The organism is Pannonibacter sp. XCT-53 (assembly GCF_009915765.1).
In the GTDB taxonomy this organism is placed as follows: Bacteria; Pseudomonadota; Alphaproteobacteria; order Rhizobiales; family Stappiaceae; genus Pannonibacter; species Pannonibacter tanglangensis.
On sequence record NZ_JAABLQ010000001.1, the window covers coordinates 770,825 to 787,705 of the forward strand.

General features: G+C 67.0%; 15 protein-coding genes, 1 tRNA gene and 1 pseudogene. 10 read left to right on the forward strand and 7 right to left on the reverse strand.

Going from position 1 to position 16,881, the window contains the following annotated elements; translation table 11 throughout:
• The first annotated feature begins 21 nt into the window (after positions 1-21).
• Together GWI72_RS03645 and GWI72_RS03650 are read left to right on the forward strand one after the other, a co-directional pair.
• Entirely contained in the window at positions 22-702 is a 681-nt protein-coding gene (locus GWI72_RS03645) for an HAD-IA family hydrolase (RefSeq protein WP_161675683.1), read from the forward strand.
• On the forward strand, positions 702-1,475 hold the full coding sequence (locus tag GWI72_RS03650) for an ATP12 family chaperone protein (protein WP_161675684.1): 774 nt from the start codon (positions 702-704) through the stop codon (positions 1,473-1,475). The genes GWI72_RS03645 and GWI72_RS03650 overlap by 1 nt, the downstream gene beginning before the upstream one ends.
• Positions 1,476-1,632: 157 nt before the next feature.
• On the opposite strand, the gene GWI72_RS03655 is transcribed toward GWI72_RS03650, so the two are convergent.
• From GWI72_RS03655 to GWI72_RS03670, 4 genes are read right to left on the reverse strand one after another with little or no spacing between them, the layout of a single operon-like run.
• Positions 1,633-2,364 (reverse strand): proteasome-type protease, encoded by a 732-nt coding sequence (locus tag GWI72_RS03655; protein WP_161675685.1) that lies wholly within the window; start codon positions 2,362-2,364, stop codon positions 1,633-1,635.
• A gap of 38 nt (positions 2,365-2,402) precedes the next feature.
• On the reverse strand, positions 2,403-3,224 hold the full coding sequence (locus tag GWI72_RS03660) for a transglutaminase family protein (protein WP_161675686.1): 822 nt from the start codon (positions 3,222-3,224) through the stop codon (positions 2,403-2,405).
• 21 nt (positions 3,225-3,245) lie between these two features.
• Positions 3,246-4,190, reverse strand: a complete 945-nt coding sequence (locus GWI72_RS03665; RefSeq protein ID WP_161675687.1) for an alpha-E domain-containing protein — start codon at positions 4,188-4,190, stop codon at positions 3,246-3,248.
• Between the two features lie 4 nt (positions 4,191-4,194).
• The gene (locus GWI72_RS03670; RefSeq protein WP_161675688.1) at positions 4,195-5,619 is read right to left on the reverse strand and encodes a circularly permuted type 2 ATP-grasp protein; all 1,425 of its coding nucleotides are present in this window, start codon (positions 5,617-5,619) and stop codon (positions 4,195-4,197) included.
• A gap of 231 nt (positions 5,620-5,850) precedes the next feature.
• Here GWI72_RS03670 and GWI72_RS03675 point away from each other — a divergent pair, with 231 nt between their 5' ends.
• Complete coding sequence (locus tag GWI72_RS03675; RefSeq protein ID WP_161675689.1) at positions 5,851-7,383, forward strand: acyl-CoA carboxylase subunit beta; 1,533 nt, start codon at positions 5,851-5,853, stop codon at positions 7,381-7,383.
• An 80-nt stretch (positions 7,384-7,463) separates the two neighbouring features.
• Here GWI72_RS03675 and GWI72_RS03680 read toward each other — a convergent pair.
• The 3 genes and pseudogenes from GWI72_RS03680 to lipB form a co-directional block, all read right to left on the reverse strand.
• Positions 7,464-9,287 (reverse strand): annotated as a pseudogene (locus tag GWI72_RS03680) (methyl-accepting chemotaxis protein); the annotation flags it as partial.
• Positions 9,288-9,694: 407 nt separating this feature from the next.
• On the reverse strand, positions 9,695-10,336 hold the full coding sequence (locus GWI72_RS03685) for a hypothetical protein (RefSeq protein WP_161675691.1): 642 nt from the start codon (positions 10,334-10,336) through the stop codon (positions 9,695-9,697).
• A gap of 285 nt (positions 10,337-10,621) precedes the next feature.
• Complete coding sequence (gene lipB, locus GWI72_RS03690; protein WP_161707877.1) at positions 10,622-11,347, reverse strand: lipoyl(octanoyl) transferase LipB; 726 nt, start codon at positions 11,345-11,347, stop codon at positions 10,622-10,624.
• Positions 11,348-11,507: 160 nt separating this feature from the next.
• On the opposite strand from lipB, the gene GWI72_RS03695 reads away from it, so the two are divergent.
• The 7 genes from GWI72_RS03695 to GWI72_RS03725 all read left to right on the forward strand — a co-directional run bounded on the left by GWI72_RS03695 (position 11,508) and on the right by GWI72_RS03725 (position 16,842).
• On the forward strand, positions 11,508-11,774 hold the full coding sequence (locus GWI72_RS03695) for a FliM/FliN family flagellar motor switch protein (RefSeq protein WP_161675693.1): 267 nt from the start codon (positions 11,508-11,510) through the stop codon (positions 11,772-11,774).
• Between the two features lie 186 nt (positions 11,775-11,960).
• A tRNA-Leu gene (locus GWI72_RS03700) sits at positions 11,961-12,045 on the forward strand.
• 222 nt (positions 12,046-12,267) lie between these two features.
• Positions 12,268-12,594 carry a YARHG domain-containing protein gene (locus GWI72_RS03705; RefSeq protein ID WP_161675694.1) on the forward strand — a complete coding sequence of 109 codons (327 nt, stop codon included), beginning with the start codon at positions 12,268-12,270 and terminating at the stop codon, positions 12,592-12,594.
• A 219-nt stretch (positions 12,595-12,813) separates the two neighbouring features.
• Positions 12,814-14,229 carry a magnesium transporter gene (gene mgtE / locus GWI72_RS03710; RefSeq protein ID WP_161675695.1) on the forward strand — a complete coding sequence of 472 codons (1,416 nt, stop codon included), beginning with the start codon at positions 12,814-12,816 and terminating at the stop codon, positions 14,227-14,229.
• 456 nt (positions 14,230-14,685) lie between these two features.
• Entirely contained in the window at positions 14,686-15,156 is a 471-nt protein-coding gene (locus GWI72_RS03715) for a MerR family transcriptional regulator (protein ID WP_161675696.1), read from the forward strand.
• A complete protein-coding gene (locus GWI72_RS03720) occupies positions 15,153-15,617 on the forward strand; it encodes a PaaI family thioesterase (protein WP_348272636.1) in 465 nt (154 codons plus the stop codon). Before GWI72_RS03715 ends, GWI72_RS03720 begins: the two co-directional genes overlap by 4 nt.
• A gap of 52 nt (positions 15,618-15,669) precedes the next feature.
• Complete coding sequence (locus tag GWI72_RS03725; protein ID WP_161675697.1) at positions 15,670-16,842, forward strand: isovaleryl-CoA dehydrogenase; 1,173 nt, start codon at positions 15,670-15,672, stop codon at positions 16,840-16,842.
• The last annotated feature ends 39 nt before the right edge of the window (positions 16,843-16,881 follow it).

The window sequence follows — 16,881 nt, forward strand, 5'->3', positions numbered from 1 at the left end:
GTCGGAATGGACCACGGACGCATGTTTCTCATCCTGTTCGATTGTGATGGCACGCTGGTGGACAGTCAGGAGACCATCCTGCACGGCCTCCAGGTCGGATTTGCCGAGGTTGGGCTGCCGATGCCGTCGCGGCGCGAGGCACTTTCCATTGTCGGCCTGTCGCTCGAGCGGGCCTTCGCCCAGCTCGCCGGCGCCGATCACCAGGACAAGGTGGCGCGAATGGCGGCAGCCTATCGTGCTGCCAAGCAGGAGCGCCGGGCGGCCGGTCTCGATTTCGATCCGCTCTATCCGGGGGCGCGCGCGGCGGTGGACCGGCTGGCACGGCGGGACGACGTGCTGCTCGGCCTTGCCACCGGCAAGGCGCGGCGGGGTGTCGACCACATGCTGCGGGTGCACGGGCTTGAGGGCCGCTTCGTGACCATCCAGACGGCGGACACCAGCCCGTCCAAGCCGCATCCCGACATGGTCCTGCGCGCCATGGCGGAAACCGGCGCGGAGGACCTGCGCACCGTGATGGTCGGCGACACGAGCTTCGACATGCAGATGGCCCGGGCTGCCGGGGCGCTGGCGCTTGGCGTCAGCTGGGGCTATCACGACCGCACCGCGCTCCTTGACGCTGGAGCTGGTGCCGTTATCGACACGTTTGACGAGCTGGACCGCGCGCTGTCGGCGCAGCTGGGCTGGAGTGTGGAGACCATCTGATGCGCGATCTCTTCGAGGAAATCCACGCCGATCTGGCAAGGCATGATCCGGTCGAGCGGGCCAAGGAACTCTCGCGCCGGGAACTTCCGAAGCGCTTTTACACCGAGGTTGCCGTCGCCGAGACCGACGGGGGCTTCGCGGTGACGCTGGACGGCCGCCAGGTCAAGACGCCGGCGCGCAAGCCCTTCCTGCTGCCCTCGCGCCCGCTCGCGGAGGCTGCGGCTGCCGAGTGGGCGGCGCAGGAGAGCGTGATCAACCCCGGCCTGATGCCGCTCACGCGGCTCGCCAATGCGGCCATCGACGCCGTGTCGCAGCGGTTTGCCGAGGTGGCCGACGAGATCGCCCGCTATGCCGGCAACGACGCCCTGTGCTACCGCGCCGAGGAGCCCGAGCGTCTGGCCGAACGCCAGCGCCTGACCTGGGATCCGCTGCTGGAGGCGGCCTCCGGCCTGCTCGGACACCGCTTCCGGCTCGCCGGCGGCGTGTTGCATGTGGCGCAGGATCCGGCGCTGACAGCCGCCTACCGCGCCCTCGTCGGCACCGTCTCCCCGCTCGAACTGGCGGCCCTGCACACCGTGACGACGATCACCGGCTCTGCCGTTCTGGCGTTGCTGCTGGCCCGTGGCGTCTCGACGCCGGACCAGATCTGGGCGGCAGCCCATGTGGACGAGGACTGGAACGCGGAACTGTGGGGCGAGGACGCCGAGGCAAGCCGCATCCGCGCCTACAAGCGCCAGGAATTTGACGCGGCAACGCTGATCCTGCGCGGCTGATCCCGGCCAGGGGGCCGGTCTGGGGGCGTGTCCGGGCGCCAGTCTGGGGGCGAATCCGGGGGCCGGTCAGGGTCAGTCTGACAGTCTGGCCGGTCCTGCGGGGGCGGCCGGACACCGCCTCCCCACACAACTGGCCAGACGGCTCGGATGGCGCCGTTCAGATCTCGAATTCCTCGATTTCCGTGAAGGCCTTGCGCAGGGCATTGGACCAGGCGGACGAGAGCGTCTGGAAATACGGATCGTCCTTGTGGATGCGCTTCTGCCGCTTCAGCGTGAAGCTGTCGGTGTTGTAGAGCAGCAGGTCGATCGGCATGCCGACCGACAGGTTGGAGCGCAGGGTCGAATCAAACGACAGCAGCACCAGCTTGGCGGCCTCGCCGAGCCGCATGTCCGAGCGCGTGACACGGTCGAGGATCGGCTTGCCGTACTTGTGCTCGCCGATCTGGAAGAAGGGCGTGTCCTTGGTCGCCTCGATGAAGTTCCCGGCCGAATAGATCTGGAACAGGCGCGGTTCCTCGCCCTTGATCTGGCCGCCGAAGATCATGGTGACGAAGAAGCTCTCCGCATTGGCGGCCAGTGCCTCGCCGTCGAGGGCGCGCACGTCGCGCACCGACTGGCCGACCAGCCGCGCGGCCTGGAACATGGTCTCCACGGTCATCAGGTTGACCGGGTTCTGCGTCGGGGCGGCGATCTGTTCGGACAGGATCGAGACCACCGACTGGGAGACGGCCAGATTGCCGGCGGTCATCAGCGTGAAGACGCGCTCGCCCGGCAGCTCCCAGGTGTGCAGTTTCTTGAAGCAGGCGATGTTGTCCACGCCCGCGTTGGTGCGGGTGTCGGCGGCAAACACCAGCCCCCGGTCCAGTTTCAATCCGACGCAATAGGTCACGGGTCGTCTGCCTCTTGCCTCGCGCTGAGCTCGCGCGGCTACTGCTGCTGCTGTTGCTGGCCTTCCGTGCGGGCGACATCGACCTCGACACGCAGGTTTTCCTCGGTGCCGCCGAAACGGATGCCGCGGATCGGAGCAGCGGAACGTGAGTCCAGCCCCACCGTCAAGCGGATATAGCGATCCGTCGGGCACAGGCCGTTGGAGACGTCGAAGCCGACCCAGCCGAGCCCGTCCAGCCAGACCTCGGCCCAGGCGTGATGCGCCTCCGATTCCTGTGCAGCCTCCAGGAGCAGGTAGCCGGAGACATAGCGGGCCGGCAGGCCGCTGGCGCGGGCGGCGGCGATGAAGATGTGGGCGTGGTCCTGGCACACGCCTTCTCCGGCGGCCAGCGCATCTTGCGCCGAGGCATGGGTCTCCGTCACGCCGATCCGGTAGCCCACCTTGTCGCGGATCGCCTGCATCAGGGCATGGCAGCCGGAGATCTGGTCCTCGGGGCTGATCAGGCCGCCCAGCTTGCGGATCGCGGCATTGGCCTCCGTCAGCGGGGTGACGCGGGTGTAGATGCGCACCGGCGCCTCGGCGGCTTCCTGTCCGACGACGCCAGCGAGATCGGCGGTCTCGATCTCGCCCGAGGCGACGATCTCCACCTCCTCGATCGGCAGGCTCGACGAGACCATGTGGACGAGGTTGCCGAAGGCGTCGTGATAGGTCGTCGCCCGGTCCATCCCCGGGGCGGAGATCGACCAGGACAGGACCCGCTGGCCGGACCCGACCGGCGGCGTCAGGCGCAGCTGCTGCATCGCATTGGCAAGCGGGCTGTCGTAGCGATAGCGGGTGGTGTGACGAACGCTGAGGCGCATGGGCTGTCTCCTCTGCCCGTCTCAGGCGAAGTTGTAGTCGCGCGCGAGACGGTCGGCGAAGGCGTTGTTGCGGAGGGTAAAGTCGGTCAGGAACTCGTGCAGGCCGCTGTCGAAGATGTCGCGCATGGAGCCCGTGCGCAGCTGTTCATGGATGACGGCCGCCTGCGCGGCGCTGGGCAGCTCGTCGCCATAGAACGCCGTCAGGTCCGCCATGGTGCCGTTGATCCAGTCGTAGCAATGGGCAAGCGAGCGGGGCATCTCGCGGCGCAGGATCAGGAACTCGGCGACATTGACGCCCTTCACGCGCGAATCGGGGAAGGCGAAGCGGTAGCTGCGCAGGCCCGACATGACCCGCAGGATCGAGGTCCAGTGATGGTGGTGCGCGTTGCCGCCCACGTCCGTGTCGGGCAGGAAGATCCAGTAGCGCGTGTCGAGCACCCGGGCGGTGTGGTCGGCGCGTTCGACGAAATGCCCGAGCTGCGAGAAGGAATAGCCGTCGTCGCGCAGGATGGTGCCGAGCAGGGCGCCGCGGAACAGATGCGCGCGCTGGCCGATCCAGGCCAGGAACTCCGGCATGCGGTCCTGGCTCAGCGTCTGCGGCTTCACGTCGGAGAACTCGATCCAGGTGGTGTTGATCGCCTCCCACATGTCGGAGGTGATGCCGGTGCGCACCGAGCGGGCATTGTTGCGGGCGGTCTCCAGGCTGGAGTGGATCGAGGACGGGTTGGTCTTGTCGAACAGCATGAACTGGACGACGCCGCGCTGGCTGATCTCGCCCACCTTGTCCTTGTAGGCGGCCTCGCAGCCGGCCCCGGCGAGGACGGAGCGCCAGTCGCCGGCCGGATCGGTGCCGAGCGCCGGCAGCATGGCCGTGCGCCAGGCCGCATCGAGCAGGCGGGCGGTGTTGTGGGCGCGCTCCTGATAGCGCGACATCCAGAAGAGGGAGGAGGCAGTACGGCCAAGCATGCGATCAGTCCTCCAGAACCCAGGTATCTTTCGTGCCGCCACCCTGGCTGGAATTGACCACCAGGGAGCCCTTCTTCAGCGCCACGCGGGTCAGTCCGCCCGGCGTGATGCGCACCTGATCGCCGATCAGCACGAAGGGGCGCAGGTCGACATGGCGCGGGGCCACGCCTGAGGCCACATGCGTCGGACAGGCGGAGAGGGCCAGCGTCGGCTGGGCGATGTAGTTGGTCGGGTTCGACATCAGGATCTCGCGGAAGGCGGCGATCTCGCGCTTGGACGCCGTCGGGCCGATCAGCATGCCGTATCCGCCCGAGCCGTGCACCTCCTTCACGACGATGTCGGCCAGGTTGTCGAGCACATAGGCAAGGTCGTCCGGCCGCGAGCAGTTCCAGGTCGGCACGTTGTTCAGGATCGGCTTCTGCCCGGTGTAGAACTCGATGATGTCCGGAACATAGGCATAGATCGCCTTGTCATCGGCAATGCCCGTGCCCGGTGCGTTGCAGATCGTCACCGTGCCGGCGCGGTATGCATCGAACAGGCCCGGCACGCCCAGCATCGATTCCGGCCGGAAGGTGAGGGGGTCGAGGAAGGCATCGTCGATGCGGCGGTAGATCACGTCCACCTGCTTCGGCTTGCGGGTCGTGCGCATCCAGACCTTGCCGTTGTCGACGTAGAGATCGCGGCCCTCCACCAGCTCGACGCCCATCTGGTCGGCGAGGAAGGCATGCTCGAAATAGGCGGAATTGTAGATGCCCGGGGTCAGGATGCAGATGGTGGGGTCGGACTTTGCGCCCTCCGGTGCCACGCTCTCCAGCGTCTGGCGCAGCAGCTCCGGATAGTGCTCGATGGGCGCAACCCGGTGCATCTGGAACAGGTCCGGGAACATCCGCATCATCGTCTCGCGGTTCTCCAGCATGTAGGAGACGCCGGACGGGGTGCGGGTGTTGTCTTCAAGGACGTAGAAGTCGTTCTCGCCGACACGGACCAGATCCGTGCCGATGATGTGGGAATAGACGCGCCGGGCCGGGGTGAAGCCCACCATCTCCGGCAGGAAGGCTGCGTTCTGCATGATCAGGTCGGCCGGAATGCGGCCGGCGCGGATGATCTCCTGGCGGTGATAGATGTCATGCAGGAAGGCATTGAGCGCGCGCACGCGCTGGTCGATGCCTGCCGACAGGCGGCGCCACTCGCCGGCCGACAGGATGCGCGGGATCGGGTCGAAGGGGATGAGCCGCTCGGTCGCTTCCTGCGCGCCATAGACGGCGAAGGTGATGCCCAGACGGCGGAAGATCGTCTCGGCCTCCCGGTTCTTGCGCGTCAGGAAGCCCTTCGGCTGGCGCTCGAGCCATTCGTTGAGCCGGGCATAGGCGGGCCTGACCGCGCCGTCCGTGCCCAGCATTTCGTTGAACACCACCCGCTCTGCGGCCATGTTCTCCCCCGTCGTCGGTTGCCGATCATTTAGGCAAGCATGGCAAATGACTTCGGCCGGCAAAAGCGCAATCTTCCGGCGAGGCTGCCTTCCCTTTAGGCACATCGTCGGGCTTGCCGCAGCGGATCGGGCCGTTCCGGCGCGGGCATGTCCATCTTTGTGCTGACTTTCCGCGTTTTGCACCGGCATGCTAGACCGATGGCAATGGACGTGATGCAAAAGGGGCTGACCATGAAGGAAATCCTGGCCGAACTGGAACACCGCCGGGAGACGGCGCGGCTGGGCGGCGGACTGAAGCGGATCGAGGCCCAGCACAAGCGGGGCAAGCTCACCGCCCGCGAGCGCATCGACATTTTCCTCGACGAAGGGTCGTTCGAGGAATTCGACATGTTCATGCGCCACCGCTGCACCGACTTCGGGATGGACGAGAGCCATATCCCGGGCGACGGTGTCGTGACGGGCTGGGGCACGGTCAATGGCCGCGTCGTCTACGTGTTCTCCAAGGACTTCACCGTCTTCGGCGGGTCGCTGTCCGAGACACATGCCCAAAAAATGATCAAGATCCAGGACATGGCGCTGCAGAATCGGGCCCCGGTGATCGGGCTGTTCGATGCCGGCGGCGCGCGCATCCAGGAAGGCGTGGCCGCACTGGCCGGTTACGGCGAGGTGTTCCAGCGCAATGTCATCGCCTCGGGCGTGATCCCGCAGATCTCCGTGATCATGGGCCCCTGCGCCGGTGGCGACGTCTATTCGCCCGCCATGACCGACTTCATTTTCATGGTGCGCGACACGTCCTACATGTTCGTCACCGGTCCGGACGTGGTGAAGACCGTGACCAACGAGACGGTCACGGCCGAGGAACTCGGCGGGGCGAGCGTGCACACCACCAAGTCGTCGATTGCCGACGGGGCCTTCGACAATGACGTGGAGGCGCTTCTGGAGATGCGCCGCCTGATCGACTTCCTGCCGGCCAACAACACCGCCGACGTGCCGGAGGTCGACTGTCACGACGATCCCTCGCGTCTGGACATGAGCCTCGACACGCTCATCCCCGACAATCCGAACAAGCCCTACGACATGAAGGAGCTGGTGCTCAAGACGGTCGACGAGGGCGATTTCTTCGAGATCCAGCCGGGTTTCGCCAAGAACATCATCACCGGCTTCGCCCGGATCGAGGGCCGCACGGTGGGCGTCGTCGCCAACCAGCCGATGGTGCTGGCCGGCGTGCTCGACAGCGACGCGAGCCGCAAGGCCGCGCGGTTCGTGCGCTTCTGCGACTGTTTCAACATCCCGATCGTCACCTTTGTCGACGTCCCGGGCTTCCTGCCGGGCACGGCGCAGGAATATGGCGGGCTGATCAAGCATGGCGCCAAGCTGCTGTTCGCCTTTACCCAGGCGACGGTCCCGAAAGTCACCGTCATCACCCGCAAGGCCTATGGCGGTGCCTATGACGTGATGAGCTCCAAGCACATCGGCGGCGACATCACCTACGCCTGGCCGACGGCCGAAATCGCCGTGATGGGGGCCAAGGGGGCGGTCGAGATCCTCTACCGCTCGGAGCTGGGCGACAAGGACAAGATCGCCAAGCGCACCAAGGACTACGAGGACCGCTTCGCCAACCCGTTCGTTGCAGCCGAGCGCGGCTACATCGACGAGGTGATCATGCCGCACTCGACCCGCAAGCGCGTGTCGCGCGCGCTGGCGCTGCTCCGGGCCAAGAAGGTCGCGCTGCCGCTCAAGAAGCACGACAACATCCCGCTCTGAGCCGCGCAGCTTCCAGATACGAGAAGACCCGGTCATGGCCATGACCGGGTCTTTTGTCTTTTCGGGCCTGCGTCTCCTGGTCAGGCGGCGCGGATCTCGCCGAAGAAGGCGTCGATGCGCTGGCGCAGGCGGTCGGTCTGCTGGGTTAGCTGGGTGGCGACGGAGAGCAGCGTCTGGGCGCTGTCGCCGGTCTCGTTCGCCCCGCGCGACACGCTGGTGAGCGTCTCGGACACGTTCTGCGTGCCGGTGGCCACTTCGTGGACCGAGCGGGAGATCTCGGTGGTGGCACCGCTCTGCTGGGTCACGGCGGCCGAGATTTCGGTCGAGATGTAGTTCATCTGGCCGATGACCTCGCCGATGCTCTGGATCGCCACGGCGGCCTGGTTGGACACGGCCTGCATCGCCTGGATCTGGGTGGCGATCTCTTCCGTGGCCGAGGCGGTCTGGTTGGCGAGCGACTTCACTTCCGAGGCCACGACCGCGAAGCCCTTGCCGGCATCGCCGGCGCGCGCCGCCTCGATGGTGGCATTGAGCGCCAGCAGGTTGGTCTGGGCTGCGATGTCATTGATGAGCTTGACGATCTGGCTGATCTTCTCGGTCGTCTGCACGAGGCTCTGCACGGTCGCGTTGGTCTGGTTGGCGGCCGAGGAGGCCTTCGAGGCGATCTCGTTGGAATGCGCCACGCGGCGGGCGATCTCGGCGATGGAGGACGTCAGTTCCTCCGAGGCGGCCGCGACCGAGCGGACGTTGGCGGCGGCTTCTTCCGAGGCTGCGGCTGCGAGGTTTGCCCCTTCCGAGCTGGCAACCGAGGTCTGGCTCAGCTGGCGGGCGGTGGAGACCACGTCCTGGGTTGCCCCGCTCACCGTCGACAGCGCGCCGCTGACGTCCTGGGCAAAGTGGTTGATCAGGCGGTCGACGGCCTCGGCGCGGCGCTGCTTGGCTGCTTCCTCGTGGCGCTGCTCTTCCTGCAGCCGTTCACGCTCGATGGCATTGTCCTTGAACACCTGCACGGCCTTGGCGATGGCGCCGATCTCGTCGCGGCGGTCGAGGCCCGGGATGCTGGCCGCCAGGTCACCGTTGGCGATGCGGCTCATGGCCGAGGTGATGGACGCCAGCGGACGGGCCAGCAGGCTCTGGAACAGGGTGCCGAGGATGCCGATCATGATGGCGATGGCAGCGATCACGGCCACCACGGCCGACTGGCGGAACTCGGCCACTTCGGCATAGGCCACCGTCTCGTCGATCGACATGCCGACGTACCAGTCCACGTCCGGCAGGCCGGCGATCGGCACGAAGGACAGGATGCGGGTGCCGTCCGTGCCGTCGACCGTCTGCAGCTGGTTGGTCAGGCTGATGCGCTGGCCGGCGTACAGCTCGGACAGGGCCTTGCCCACCCAGTCACGCTGCGGATGGACAAGGATCTTGCCGTCCTTGTTGGTGATGAAGAGATAGCCGAGGGCGCCGAGATTGGATTCCTTCAGCATCGTCTCGATCGTCTCGATGGAGAAGTCCGAGCCCACGACGCCGGCGACCTGGCCGCCCATCTTGCGCGGAGCGGCCACGGTGACGGTCAGCGAGCCGGAAGAGGCGTCAAGATAGGGTTCGGTGATGGTCAGCCCGTTCTGCGCCACCGCCGCCTTGTACCAGGGGCGCACGCGCGGATCATAGCCGGCCGGCATCGGAGCCATCGGCCACATCAGGAAGGTGCCTTCCGACGTGCCGTAATAGGTCATGGCGAAGTTCTGCGTCAGCGCCGGCTTGTTGAAGTCCTCGTTGGTGATCTCGCCATTCGGACGCTCACCCAGCGTTTCAACGGTCAGTTCGGTCAGGGCCAGCCGGCCGGACAGCCAGTTGGAGACGCTGCTCGACATGGCCTTGCTGATCAGGCCAAGGTTCTGTTCGACGCGCTCCTCGACCTGAGTGCGCTGGACGCTGTCATTGTAGAGGGCGAAACCCGCGAAGATGAGGACAATGACGGCCGTGGCTGCGGCCAGGATCTTTGTAATCAGGCTGCGGCCTGACAGCGTGGTGGCGGATGCAGACATTGAGGGCTCCGGAGATTTTCTGCCGTGGCGGCAGCTTCTGTCCTGAACCTAGGCTGCATTTGTAATTAAAGTATTGACCCGGCTGAAGGACTGTCAAACTACGGAGTTTCCCGAAAGTCGGTCCGGTCTTGCCTCAGGTGTACCCTGTCAATTTGACGTAGGTAGCGCATCTTCAATTTGTATGTTTTGCAAGTTCGCCTTCTGGCTGCGGTCAGGAAGGTCTGCCGGGGCTGTCCATTGCCTTGCGTCGCGGCCGGGCTTTCCCCTCAGGCATCATGCTCGGCACTGCGCTGCCGGATCGCCCGGGCGCGGCGGGCGAGGGCAACCATGCCGCCTTCGTCCTGGTCTTCCTGCGCGCGGCGCTTCGCCTTGCCCGGGCTGGAGGGGGCGGTCTCGTCGCTGGTGCCGGCAAAGCGCGCGGAGCGCGGCAGCTCGAACTTCTCGCGCAGCTGCGCGGCAATCTCCTCCGGCTGGCTGCCGGCCTCGTAGCTGGCGAAGGTCAAGGGCACGCGGCGGCCGGCGACGATCATCACCGGGCGCTGCCACACCTTCTTCGACATGAAATTGTGCAGGAGCCCGGCGCGTTCCAGCACAACATTTTCAAGGTGCGACAGCTGCAGCCGTTCGCTGCCCATCAGCCGGCCACCGGGCGTGCGATGCTCCAGCAGAAGGCGGTCATTGGCCTTGTCGAAGACCACCTTGGTGCGCGCGCATTGCCGCTGCAGGCGGAGGATGGCCAGGAAGGCGGCAAATCCGACCAGGACCGCCGGCCAGACGCTGTCGGCCACCAGACTGCCGACGATGCAGGCGATGGCGCCGATGCCGACGATGAAGATCGCGACGCGCGTCTGTGCCTTGTCGTCGTGAATGTACTCGACGCGATTCGGCGTCGGACTGACCAGATCCATGCCCTGCCATCCCTGACCGCCCGGCTGTGCCGGCTTGCCTTCCTGCCACCTCGGGGCTTCTCCCCGCATTAATGCGGAGGAAGCTTGCGGCAGGCTTGCGCGGGATGCGGCAAGGCTCCGGCGCTGGGCGCGGGCCGGCAGTCCGGCCGCCGGCACGGCCACGGGCGTCGCCGGCTGAGCCAGGCTGGGGGAGGGCGGTGCCGGCGCAGGCGGCTGCAGGCTCAGGCGGCTGAAGGCTCAGGCGGCTGAAGGCTCAGGCGGCTGCAGGCTCAGGTGGCTGCGGGCTCAGGCGGCTGCTGGCTCCGGGGCGTCGCCGGTCGGTCCGAAGATGATCTCGAACTCCTGGCGCAGGAGGCTGTCGACCTCCGGCAGGGTCACCGGCAGTCCCAGGTCCACCAGGCTGGTGACGCCGTGCTGCTGCACGCCGCAGGGCACGATGCCGGAGAAATGTTCCAGGTCCGGCTCCACGTTGAGGCTGATGCCGTGGAAGGTCACCCACTTGCGCACGCGGATGCCGATGGCCGCAATCTTGTCCTCGCGGTCCGCGCCCTTCTCCGGGCGGCGCACCCAGACGCCGACCCGGTCCTCGCGCCGCTCCCCGCGCACATGGTGCTGCCACAGGGTGCCGATCACCCAGGCCTCCAGCGCGGCCACGAAGGCGCGCACGTCCTGCCGCCGCCGCTTGAGGTCGAGCATGACATAGGCCACGCGCTGGCCGGGGCCGTGATAGGTGTACTGTCCGCCGCGCCCGGCATCATGCACGGGGAAGCGGTCCGGGGTGAGAAGATCCTCCCGGCGCGCGCTGGTGCCGGCGGTGTAGAGCGGGGGGTGCTCCAGCAGCCAGACCAGCTCGGGCGCGGTCCCGTCGGCGATGGCCGTCACGCGGGCTTCCATCAGGGCCATGGCCTCCTCGTAGGGCACGAGCCGGTCGGAGATCATCCACTCCACGGGCGGCGAGCCGGGCAGGGGATGAAAATCGGGGACGATCGCTTCACGATTGGCTGTCGGCATGGCGCTGTGGCTGCTTTGCGATGGCTTTGACCGTGGCTTTGACGGTACACATATAGGGTAAACGCGATGGTCGGCTGCAGCCGGACCCCCGCGGCAACCGGCAGGGGCCTCAGCGGCGCGCTGCCGACCGGACGACGTGTCATACAGGCGGACTGGCGGAATGGCCACCTTCGATGAGATCAGTATCGATATATCGGTCGTGCTCGGCACCACGACAATGCCGGTGCACCAGCTCCTGCGCATGGGCCGTGGCGCGGTGATCGATCTGGACGTCGCCGAGGAGGATGACGTCAAGATCTACGCCAACAACACGCTGGTGGCCAAGGGGCAGGTCGTGCTGCTGGGCGAGCGGATCGGCATCTCGATCACGGAAGTGCTGCTGCGGGCGCCCGAAGTCCGGCCGATGCGCACCGACGGGCCGCTCTGAACCCCTGAGCGCCGCCTTTCTGCGCCGGGACCTTGGCCGTTTTTTGTTGTGCTGCATGAAGTTACCCACAGGCTGGCGCGGCGGTGAGCGATTTGTCGGCAAAGGGCGAGAAGACGCTTGCGTGGCAAAAATCGATTTGCTACATGGGGGCACCTCGACGCCGAGCGGTGCCGGGGACAGGAAATTGCGGTCGTGGCGGAATTGGTAGACGCGCAGCGTTGAGGTCGCTGTGGGGCAACCCGTGGAAGTTCGAGTCTTCTCGACCGCACCATTTCCTGACAGAAGGGCTCTTGCCGAAATCTCCTCAGGAGATCTCCGCAAGGGCCTTTTTTGTTTGTCCTGATCCCGGGCACCCGCAGGCGGCCGACCGGGTGGCTGCCACTGCCGCTGCCACGCGGCCCGGCACGGTCAGCGGGAAACGGTCTACGGTCTACGGTCAACAGGTAACGGGCAAGGGCCGGGCAGGGGGATCCGCCGGCCGACGGAGGGGCTGATGCTGCAGGGGCTGATGCTTGAACGGGGTGTCCTTGTGCTCGCGGTCCTCACGCTCACGGGCTTCACCGCGCCGGAGCAGCAGCGCAACATCAGCCGCTCCTCGCAGGAACTGTCGCAGATGACCTGCAGCCAGCTCTGGTATCTCGGCGAGAAGATCCGCGCCGATGGCGGCGTGTGTCCGCGCAGCGAGCGGGCACGCCAGGCCTTCTTCCGCACCCGCACCTGCGTCTCGCAGGACGAACGGGTGCTGGGCGAGGAGGTCGGTGCCTATCTCGCGGCGCTGCGCGGGATCGCGGCGGACAAGGGGTGCCCCGATCGTCCCTGAACCGCGTCCCTGATCCGCGTCCCTGATCCGCATCCCTGAAACGCATCCCTGAACCGTATCGCCGGTCCCTTGCGGGCGCACCGCTGCCCGGCGTCGCCGGCTGTTGGCGGACCGGGGAAGTTGCCTTGATTTCAATAGCCAAACGACGGAACGGCAGGTAGTTGTGAGGCGGTCGCGTGAGGGCGCGCGGCGCGTGGCAGCCGACGTCAGGAGGGGCTCATGACCGAACCAGAACATCGCGACGAGAGCCCGGAGATGGTGGCCGAGATCCCCGTGCATGACGATGCCGGCTGGCTGACCGATGCCTTCATCGCTGCCGTCCACGCAGCCGTGGAGGCCGGTGACAGCGCGGAGGCCCGGCGGCTGGCCGGTGACCTGCACGAGGCCGACATGGCCGACCTCGTTGACGCGCTGCCCGAGGCCGACCGTCCGGTTTTCGTCCAGCTCATGGGCGACAAGTTCGACTACACCGCGCTGACCGAGATGGACGAGGCCGTCCGCGTCAAGCTGCTGGAGGACCTGCCGGCTGCCGACATCGCCGAGGGTCTTGGCGAACTCGATTCCGACGACGCGGTCTACATTCTGGAGGACCTCGACGAGGAGGACCAGGCGGCGATTCTCGACGAGCTGCCGTTGTCCGAACGCGTCCAGCTCGAGCGGGCCCTCGACTATCCGGAAGAATCCGCCGGCCGGCGGATGCAGACCGACTTCATCGCGGTGCCGCCGTTCTGGACCGTGGGCCAGACCATCGACTACCTGCGGGAGGACAAGGATCTTCCGGACACCTTTTACGAGGTCTATGTGGTCGATCCGGGCTTCCGTCTGGTCGGCTCGCTGGCGCTCGACCGGATCCTGCGCACCCAGCGTGCGGCCAAGATCTCGACCATCATGGAGGAAGATCCCCATTCCGTGGCGGTGAAGGCCGACCAGGAAGAGGTCGCCCGGCTGTTCGAGCGCTACAACCTCGTCTCCACCGCCGTGGTGGACGACAGCAACCGCCTTGTCGGCGTCCTGACCATCGACGACATCGTCGACGTGATCCAGGAGGAGGCGGCCGAGGACATGAAGGCGCTGGCCGGTGTCGGTGACGAGGAGATCTCCGACAGCGTCCTGACCATCGCGCGCTCGCGCATTGTCTGGCTGCTGTTCAACCTCGGCACGGGCCTGCTGTCGGCCACCGTCATCTCCCAGTTCGAGGGCACCATCGAGGCGATGGTCGCGCTGGCCGTGCTGATGCCCATCGTCGCCTCGCTCGGCGGCAATGCCGGCACCCAGACCATGACCGTGGCCGTGCGCGCCATCGCCACCGAGGAGCTGGACACCCGCAACATCTGGCGCGTGCTGCGCCGCGAGGTGATGGTGAGCTTCCTCAACGGCTCGCTTCTGGCCTGCCTCATCGGGGCCACGGCCGGGTTATGGTTCCAGAACCACGGGCTCGGCATCGTCATTGCCTCGGCCATCATCATCAACATGTTCTGTGCCGGCCTGGCCGGCCTGATGATCCCGATGACGCTGCACCGCTTCAAGGTGGATCCGGCCATTGCCTCCAGTGTCTTCGTGACCATGGTCACCGACGTCATCGGCTTCTTTGCCTTCCTCGGCATCGCCGCGCTCTGGTTCCGCCTGCCGCTCTGACGGCCGGACGGGTCGCCCGTCCGGACCGTCCCTGCGCTGCGCCCCGACCTGATGCGCCCCGATCTGATGCGCCCCGGTCTGGCGCGCCTGGATCCGACGCGCTGTCCTGACGGACGGGCCATGCTGGGGCGTCCTGCCGAGACGTTGCCCGTCTCTCCTGCCGGCGCTCCGGGGGTATCCGGCGGTAACACTTTGCGTCTGCCGTGCTGCCTTCCTCCTGCACGCCCTCCCGGTCTGCCACCCTCTGCCGCCCCTTCCTGTCTCTGCCTGCCCGTGAGTGCCTCTGACTGCCTCGGACAGCCTCTGCGCGCGGCTGTGCCGCCATGCGTCCTTTCTGCCGGTCCCGGCCGGGGCAGCCTTGTTCCGATCCATCCAAAACATTGAAATAACGTCGATAAACAGAAGTCATTGACTTTGACGTAAAAGTCAGGAAATCCTGCCGCTGCGGAGGGGATGATGCAGCAGCGGCTCTACACCATCACACAGCTCACCCAGGAGTTCGGGATCACCACCCGGACCCTGCGCTTCTATGAGGCGCAGGGGCTGATCACGCCGCAGCGACGCGGGCGGCAGCGCCTCTACCGGCCGGCCGACCGGACCCGGCTCAAGCTCATCCTGCGCGGCAAGCGGCTTGGCTTTGCCCTCTCCGAGATCCGCGAGATCATCGACATGTATGGCAAGGCCCCCGGCGAGGCGGGCCAGCTCCGGCTGCTGATGTCGCGCATCGCTGCCCGCCGGGCCGAGCTTCTGGAGAAGCTGCGCGACATCGAGCTGTCGCTTGCCGACCTCGACGAGGTCGAGGCCGGCTGCCGCGCGCGCATGGCGGCGCTGGGCGTTGCGGCGGATGGGCCCACAGACGCCGGCGATGCGCCCGACGCGTCCGCCGGTGCCGCCGCTCCGGCCACTCCGGGGGAGGGCGCCGCGTGAGCGGGGCTGCATCCGTTGCCGTCTTCCAGCCGCGCGATGCGGCCTGGGAAACGCGCGTCCGCGCCAGCTTCGCCCGTCAGCCCTTCATGGCGCATCTGGGGGCCACGATCAGCCATCTGGCGCCGGGCGAGGTGGATCTGACCATGCCCTTCGCGGCGCATCTGACGCAGCAGCACGGCTTCTTCCACGCCGGTGCGACCACATCCCTTGCCGACAGCGCGGCCGGCTATGCGGCGCTGTCCCTGTTTCCGGCCGGGACCGGCGTCCTGTCGACGGAGTTCAAGTTCAATCTTCTCAACCCCGGCCGGGGCCGCGCGCTTGTCGCGCGGGGCCGGGTGATCAAGCCCGGCCGGACGCTGACGGTCTGCCGGGCCGACGTGTTCGGGCTCGACGAGGCGGGCGAGGTCCATGTGGCGACCGGCCTGGTCTCGCTGATCTGCCTCGCCGGCATCACCGATTGACGCGCAGGCGCGCCCACCGACCGGGCGAGCTGCAACAAACTGGAGGAACGCCATGATCCGCAATGACATTCCAGGTTTCAACTTCAATCTCGGCGAGACCGCCGACATGCTGCGCGACACCGTTCGCGGCTTTTCCCAGGACCGCATCGCGCCGCTGGCCGATCGCATCGACCGCGAGGACTGGTTCCCGCGCGAGCTGTGGCCGGAGATGGGGGCCCTCGGCCTGCATGGCATCACCGTCGAGGAGGAGTGGGGCGGCGCCGGGCTCGGCTATCTCGAGCACTGCATCGCGATGGAAGAAGTGAGCCGTGCTTCGGGCTCCATCGGCCTGTCCTACGGCGCCCATTCCAACCTTTGCGTCAACCAGCTGCGCCGCTGGGGCAATGACGCCCAGAAGCAGCGCTACCTCGGCAAGCTCATCTCCGGCGAGCATGTCGGCGCGCTGGCCATGTCCGAGCCGGGCGCCGGCTCCGACGTGGTGTCGATGAAGCTGCGGGCCGACAGGAAGGGCGACCGCTATGTCCTCAACGGCACCAAGATGTGGATCACCAACGGTCCCTGCGCCGACACGCTGATCGTCTATGCCAAGACCGATCCGGCGGCCGGGCCGCGCGGCATCACCGCCTTCCTGATCGAGAAGGGCTTCAAGGGCTTCTCGGTCGCCCAGAAGCTCGACAAGCTCGGCATGCGCGGCTCGGAGACCGGCGAGCTGGTGTTCGAGGACTGCGAGGTGCCGGAAGAAAACGTCCTCGCCGAGGTCGGCAAGGGCGTCAACGTGCTCATGTCGGGCCTCGACTACGAGCGCGCCGTGCTGGCCGCCGGCTGCATCGGCCTGATGCAGGCGGCCATGGATGTCGTCATGCCCTATATCCACGAGCGCGAGCAGTTCGGCCAGCCGATCGGCACGTTCCAGCTCGTGCAGGGCAAGGTCGCCGACATGTATGTGTCGATGAACGCCACCCGCGCCTATGTCTATGCCGTGGCGCAGGCCTGTGACCGTGGCGAGACCACCCGTGAGGACGCCGCCGGCGCGATCCTCTATGCCGCCGAGACGGCAACGAAGGTGGCGCTCGATGCCATCCAGCTTCTGGGCGGCAACGGCTACATCAACGACTATCCGACCGGGCGGCTCTTGCGCGACGCCAAGCTCTACGAGATCGGCGCCGGCACCAGCGAGATCCGCCGCATGCTGATCGGCCGGGAGCTGTTCAACAAGACCCGCTGAGCCACGGCCCGCGCCCGGTCTCGCCTGACGGGCCTCCGG